Annotated in this window: 5 protein-coding genes; 2 read left to right on the top strand and 3 right to left on the bottom strand. The window is 62.5% G+C overall.

Annotated features, from left to right (window positions below):
* A partial coding sequence (locus tag EN939_RS16250) for a BMP family ABC transporter substrate-binding protein (protein ID WP_206528296.1) occupies positions 1-582 on the bottom strand: 582 nt, incomplete at its 3' end.
* Between the two features lie 175 nt (positions 583-757).
* Between EN939_RS16250 and EN939_RS16245 the strand changes: the two genes are divergently transcribed.
* The gene (locus EN939_RS16245; protein WP_127268795.1) at positions 758-1,717 is read left to right on the top strand and encodes a LysR family transcriptional regulator; all 960 of its coding nucleotides are present in this window, start codon (positions 758-760) and stop codon (positions 1,715-1,717) included.
* Positions 1,714-2,775, top strand: coding sequence for an isopenicillin N synthase family dioxygenase (locus tag EN939_RS16240; RefSeq protein WP_164748936.1), 1,062 nt, complete (start codon positions 1,714-1,716; stop codon positions 2,773-2,775). The genes EN939_RS16245 and EN939_RS16240 overlap by 4 nt, the downstream gene beginning before the upstream one ends.
* Before the next feature lie 528 nt (positions 2,776-3,303).
* On the opposite strand, the gene EN939_RS16235 is transcribed toward EN939_RS16240, so the two are convergent.
* Positions 3,304-5,601: a xanthine dehydrogenase family protein molybdopterin-binding subunit gene (locus EN939_RS16235; protein WP_127268794.1), complete on the bottom strand. Its 2,298-nt coding sequence runs from the start codon at positions 5,599-5,601 to the stop codon at positions 3,304-3,306.
* On the bottom strand, positions 5,598-6,558 hold a 961-nt coding region (locus tag EN939_RS16230), incomplete at its 5' end, for an FAD binding domain-containing protein (protein ID WP_164751022.1). The genes EN939_RS16230 and EN939_RS16235, both read right to left, overlap by 4 nt.

The following is a 6,558-nucleotide window of genomic DNA, read 5'->3' as shown; positions in this document are numbered from 1 at the left end:
GTTGATATCCCAGTTCACCACGCCGACCGGAAAGCCGGCGAGGATGCCGATCTTCTTCGTCTTCGTCGCCTGTCCTGCCGCGATGCCTGCAAGGTACCAACCCTGGTAAGTGCGGGCATAGAAGCTTTCCATGTTGGCCCCATTCTCCGTGCCCGAAGCACTGAGAAACGCCACATTCGGATAGGCTTTGGCCGCTTCGGCCATTGGGGCGCTGTAGCCATAGGTGGTGCCGATTATGATGTTGAAGCCGCGCTTGACGTAGAGATCGATCGCCGCGCGCAGCTTCGTGGTCTCTTCCGGTATGTTCTCCGTCACCGAGACAGGCACCTGTAGCTGTTCCTCCACGGCCTTGCGGCCGGCCTCGAGGGCTTCGTTCCATCCGCCGTCTTGCGCTGAACTTGCATAGATGAACGCGACCTTGGGCGACCCTTCCAGAGTAAAGGCATATGCGCCGGACGCAGCACAGGATGCGAAAACCGTGGCCGCCGCCGCGAACAGGCGAACTGAGCCGGACGGCATCGTGTTGCGCTCTTTCATTTCGTGGTTCCCCTTGTTTTCTTTGTTTTTCTCAGCCGGAAGCATGCCGCGCCCATGCAGCTTCCCTGCACGGTGACGATTGCCGCCGGAGCGTCTTTTTTGATTTGGCAAAAGCGAATTGGCTCTTGTGCAGTGCATAACAGCCGATTACGTTCGTTCATGCAACAAAAATAATCATGCTCATTTTTTGGGCATTTTGCACAGAAATGTGAACGATCAAATGAACACCGATGCTCTGGCATCATTTGTAAAAATCGCGGAACTGCGGTCATTGTCCGCCGCGGCGAAGTTGTACGGCCTGCCCAAATCCACGCTCAGTCTTCGGCTCAAGCAGCTTGAAGACGATCTGAAGGTCGCTCTGTTCGAGCGCTCCGGCCGTGTCCTGTTGCTCACGGAGGCAGGGCAAACCCTGCTCGGGCACGCGCGGCAGATACTGCAAAGCTGCGATACGGCGCGGGCCGCCGTGACGGAACTGAGCGACGACGTGACCGGAACCTTGCGGATCGGCGCCACGGGGGAGTTCGGCACGGCCTACTACACGCAGATGCTCATGGCGTTCAGAAAGCTCTACCCCAAGGTGGAAATCGAACTCACCTTCTTTTCGCCGCACGTTCTCTACGCGCCGGAGAGCCTCGATATGCTCGACGCCGTGATTTCATGGGACGAAGGTATCGAAGGCGGCGAAACGCTCTCCACCGCAAAATTCGCACTCTTTGCCAGCAAGAGTTATGTCGAGCGTGCCGGGATGCCACGAAAACCCGCCGATTTGGCGGAACACCAGGGCATTGTCTATCGCACCTCGGCGGGCCTGCAGCACTGGCGGCTACAGAAAGGTACCGCGCAGGAAAGTATCTTGCCGCGCAGCAACCTGATCGCCAACGAATACTGGACTATCAAGTACTTCGCCGTTGCGGGCGAGGGCATTGCCTATCTACCGCACTTCTTCACCACGATCGAGTGTGAACGCGGCCACCTCATTCCGTTGCTCGACACATGGGAGTCCGCGGAAAAGCGGGTCAGCATCCGCATATCGCGCCCGCACGCTCCGTCGCGTAAGATGACCGCGTTCATGGATGTCTGCGGCCGCTACTTCTCGCCCGGCTTCGTTTTCACGGGGCCGCGCTACTACGTCGAAACAATTTTCGATGCAAGCCAGCAAGAAAAGGGAACAGAAAAATGAAGGTCCTTGAAACCGGCAACGGCGCGCGTGCAATGAAAGGGGGAGGGCTCGACCCGCAGCGTGTCAGCTTCGACAAGATCCCGATCATTGATCTCGAGCCCATGTTCACAGGCGACGAGGCGGCCAAGCGAAAGCTCGCCCAGGAACTGCGCGAGGCCTGCACGGAAGTCGGCTTCCTCTATATCAAGAACCATCACGTTCCGAAGGATGTCATCGATGCCACGTTTGAGGTGGCGGAGGTGTATTTCGCCGAATCCGACGACGTGAAGATGGAGAATCACGTTTCCAATTCAAAGAATAATCGCGGTTATGCGGCAATATTGGAAGAGAATACGGATCCGACCGCGCGCGGAGACCTGCACGAATCCTATGATATTGCGTTGGATGTGCCAGCCGACGATCCGGACGTGAAGGCCGGCAAAGTACTCTACGGTCCCAACCAGTGGCCAGCGGGCAGGCCGGAGTTCCGAACGGCACTGGAAGCCTACCATGCCGAGATGCTGACGCTGAGTGGCCACCTGCTCCATGCCTTTGCTCTGGCTCTGGGGTTGGAGGAGACATATTTCGACCTGCTGGTCGGCAAGCCGCTCGCAACTTTGCGGGTGCTCCACTATCCACCGCAGTTTGGCGAGATCGATGACCGACAGATCGGCATTGGGGCGCATTCGGACTATGAGTGCTTCACGATCCTGGCCCAGAAGGATGGTATTTCAGCCTTGCAGGTACTGAATGCAACAGGCGAGTGGATTGCGGCCGATCCCGTCCCCGGCTGCTTCGTCGTCAATGTGGGAGATCAGATGGCGCGTTGGACCAATGACCTTTTCGCCTCGACCGTCCACCGCGCGGTGAACCGTTCCGGCAAAGAACGCTATTCGATCCCGTTCTTCTTCGGTCCAAACTATGATGCCGTGATCGAGGTGCTTCCCAGTTGCGTTGATGAGGATCATCCTGCGAAGTACCCCCCGATCACGTCGGGCGAATACGTCAACGGCCGCTTCAAGGCGACATTTGCGCACTATGCCGCGCAAAGCGAGGCCGGCGCCGAAACCGCGGCTTAAGCGGATAATCCCGTCATGCGCGGCCGCTCCTGTGGCCGCGCATCGCGTACCCGCCGTCCGTTGACCGAGATCAATATGATAGCACCCGCGATGGGTAGCGTCGGGTTAACTGGTTAGCCATGGAGTCACCAGAAGAACCCATTTCGGTTTGACGGTGGATGTGGCTAATTTTTCGGCTTTGAGGGCTTCGTGGAGCGCGGTCTTGCCGATTTGGGCTTTGAGCAGCAACGGAGCAGAAAACCTGCATAAGGAAGTCACGGCTCGTCGTCCGGGTCAGCGGTTTTCGGATCGCGTGGCGGGCCTCGGTTTCGGCTATGGCCGCGGCAAGGCACAGCCAGTCGGCGATGCTGAGGGGGTAATGTTTTCAGGGGGCATTTTGCCGGTGCCAAAATGGATGTCGCTCATGGTCTTACCCCTTGATGGTTGCGCGAGTGCTGAAGGTGAAAGTGTGGAGGGAGCACCACCGCCCGAAGCTGCGGCCTGGCCTCCCCACAAGGGGACCCTCAAGGGGGAGATCGGCCACCGCCCTTAAATCAGCTTCTCCAGCGTGATCGGCAAATCCCGCACGCGTTTTCCCGTCGCATGGAACACCGCGTTGGCAATCGCCGGCGCCACGCCGACAATGGCCAGTTCGCCAACGCCCTTGCCGCCGAGCACCGAGGAATGCAGGTCGGGGATGCCGACCGAGATCACCTCGATGTCGGGGATGTCGGCATTGGTCGGCACGAGATAGTCGGCGAGGTTGTCATTGACGATGCGGCCGTGGCGGCGGTCGACGATGCCTTCTTCCAATAGCGCCTGGCCGATGCCCATGATGATGCCGCCCTTCCATTGGCTTTCGGCAAGTTTCGGGTTGTAGAGCCGCCCCGAATCCAGCGCCGACACCACACGCGATACACGCACCGTGCCGAAGTCCTCGTCGACGCGCACCTCGATGAAATGCGCGCACCAGGAGTGGCGGGAATAGTCGCCCTCGGTGTGAGGCAGCGCCATGGCGATGGTGGTGTAGTTCTTGTAGCGCTCCTCTGGCGTCGAGTTTTCCGGCATGGTGTCGCCGGTGGCTTCGATGTGGTCGCGGCCGACGCTTTTGAGCAGTTCGGCGATCGAGACATCGGGGCCGTCGCCGCGCGGCGAAGCGATGCGGCCATTGGCGACGACCAGCGTGTTGGCCTGCAGCGCGTGGAAAGGCGACCGCGGATCGCTGATGGCAAGGCCCACCAACTGGTCGAGCGCTGAGCTCGCGGCCTTGTATACGGCGCCGGTCATGACGCCGGCCAGGCGCGAGCCGCCGGTGACGCCGGCGCGCGGAAAGCGGGAGTCGCCGAGTTTCACCACCACGTCGTCAGCTCGCACGCCGACCGTTTCAGCGGCGGTCTGCGCCAGGATTGTGTAGGTTCCTTGACCCATGTCGATCGACGAGCTTTCGACCTCGACCGAGCCGTCGGCCAGGATACGCACGATCGCCTCGCCATAGGCGCGCCGAACCGGATAGGTGCCAGCCGCGACGCCCCAGCCGATCAGCTGGTTGCCGTCGCGCATCGAGCGCGGTTCGGGCGAGCGCCTGGCCCAGCCGAAGCGCTCCGCACCTGCGGCAAAAGCCTCGCGTAACTGCCGGGTAGACCAAGCCTTTTTGGCATGCGGATCCTGCTCGGCATAGTTCCGGAGCCGGATTTCCAGCGGGTCGATGCCGACCTCGTAAGCGAGCTCGTCGATGGCGCTTTCGATGCCGAAGGCCGAGGGGTTTTCGCCCGGCGCGCGCATAGCGCCAGGCACCACCGAATTGACCCGCACGACATTCTGCTTCGAGGAGAAATTCGGCGTCGCATACATGATCGAGGTAACCGATCCCAGCGGCTCGACCCACATGCCGTCGATGGATGTCTCATTGACGCCGCGATGCACGATCGATTGGATGTTTCCTTGCGCATCGGCGCCGATCGTCACCGTCTGGCGCGTCGCGGCGCGGCCACCATAGCCGGTAAAGGTCTGCGGCCGCGTCATCACCAGGCGCACCGGCCGGCCGAGCATTTTGGCGGCACATGCGGCCACCGCGCCATGGCTCAGCGCCAGCGCCTTGGAGCCGAAGCCGCCGCCAATATAGGGCGAGACCAGCCGCACATTCTCGAACGGCACGTCGAACCATTCGGCATAGGTGCGGGCCATCCCGTCCAGCCATTGGCTCGGCTCCCACACGGTGAGCTTGTCGCCCTCCCAGCGGGCGATCAGGCCATGCGGCTCCATCGGCGCCTGGTATTCGCGCGGCGTGTTGTAGGCGGCGCAGATGCGGACCGGTGCCGAGGCGAACGCACCTTGCGCATCGCCCCATTCCTTGGTCATGGCGTCGATCGGGATGCCGTCGCCGGCCTTGCCGTCGCTGAGGTCGACGATGGAAGGCGTCTCGTCATAGCTGACCTTGACCAGGGCCGCCGCCGCGACCGCCTGTTCGAAGGTCTCGGCGACGACAGCGGCGACATGCTGGCCCGAAAAGGTGATGTCGCGCGCGAGCGGGCAATAGGGTTTGTCGGGCGGCGGCGTGCCGAACCAGTCCGCCGCGGTTTTCAGGCTGATGATGGTGTCCGGCGTCAGCACCTGCAGTACGCCGGGCGCCGCCTCGGCCGCCTTGGTGTCGATCGCGCGCACCTTGCCGGATGCAATCGTGCTCTCGACCAGCACGGCGTAGGCGAGGCCTTCGAGCTGCTGCTCGACGGCGTATTTCGCCGCACCACTGATCTTGGCCGGGCCGTCGACGCGCGACAGCCGGCCGCCGACGGCTTCGGCAAAAGCGCCGTCGGACGCATCACCATGCCTGATGTTGTGAACGGTCATGCCGTCTCTCCCAATTTGAGGATGGCGCGGGCGACGACGCGCGGCGCCAGTTCGACCTTGTAGTGGTTGGCGCCATGGTCGACGGCACCTTCGACGGCGAGCAGGCTGGCGGCGCGGACCGCGTCCGGCTCCAATACCTTGCCCTTCAGCGCGTCTTCCACGGCCCGCGCACGCCACGGCTTGGTCGCGACGCCGCCGAGCGCCACGTGCAAATCGCGGATCGTTCGGCCGTCAGCCTCGAATTCGATGCCGACCGCCGCACTGGCCGCGGCGAACTCGTAGGACTGCCGGTCGCGGATCTTCAGGTAGGTCGAACGCCGGGTAGCGGCCGAGCCGGGGATCTCGATGGCGGTGATCATCTCGCCCGGTTCGATCGCATGTTCTTTTTCCGGCGTGTTGCCGGGCAGCAGGAAAAAGTCGTCGACCGGGATCTGGCGCTCGCCCAGATGCACGATCGCATCGAAGGCGACCAGCGCCACGGCGAGGTCGCCCGGATACATGGCGATGCAGGCGTCGCTGGTGCCGAGCACCGCATGGCCACGGGTAACGCCGCCGATCGCCGAACAGCCAGAGCCGGGCTCACGCTTGTTGCAGGCGGGGAAATTCGCCGGATCGCGGAAATAGGGGCAGCGGGTGCGCTGCATCAGATTGCCGCGGATGGTCGCCATGTTGCGGATCTGCGCGGAAGCCGCCTGCCACAGGGCTTCGGAGACGGCTGGGAAGTGGATCTTGATGTCGGCATGGTCGGCGACACGGCTCATCCTGGCCAGCGCGCCGATGGTGGCGCCGCGTTCATTCATCTCGATCCTGTCCAACCCCTTGAGATGGGTGATGTCGACCAGCGTCTCGGGCTCGGCGACGCCGCATTTGGCGAGGTCGATCAGCGTGGTGCCGCCGGCGAGCAGCATGGCGCCGGGCAGGGCGGCCGCCTGGCGTGCCGCAGCGAGCGAATTGGCG

It is taken from the genome of Mesorhizobium sp. M7A.F.Ca.CA.002.05.1.1, from assembly GCF_003998335.1.
In the GTDB taxonomy this organism is placed as follows: domain Bacteria; phylum Pseudomonadota; class Alphaproteobacteria; order Rhizobiales; family Rhizobiaceae; genus Mesorhizobium.
The sequence above is the reverse complement of the archived record's forward strand: the minus strand, read 5'-3'. Positions and strand labels throughout refer to the sequence as shown.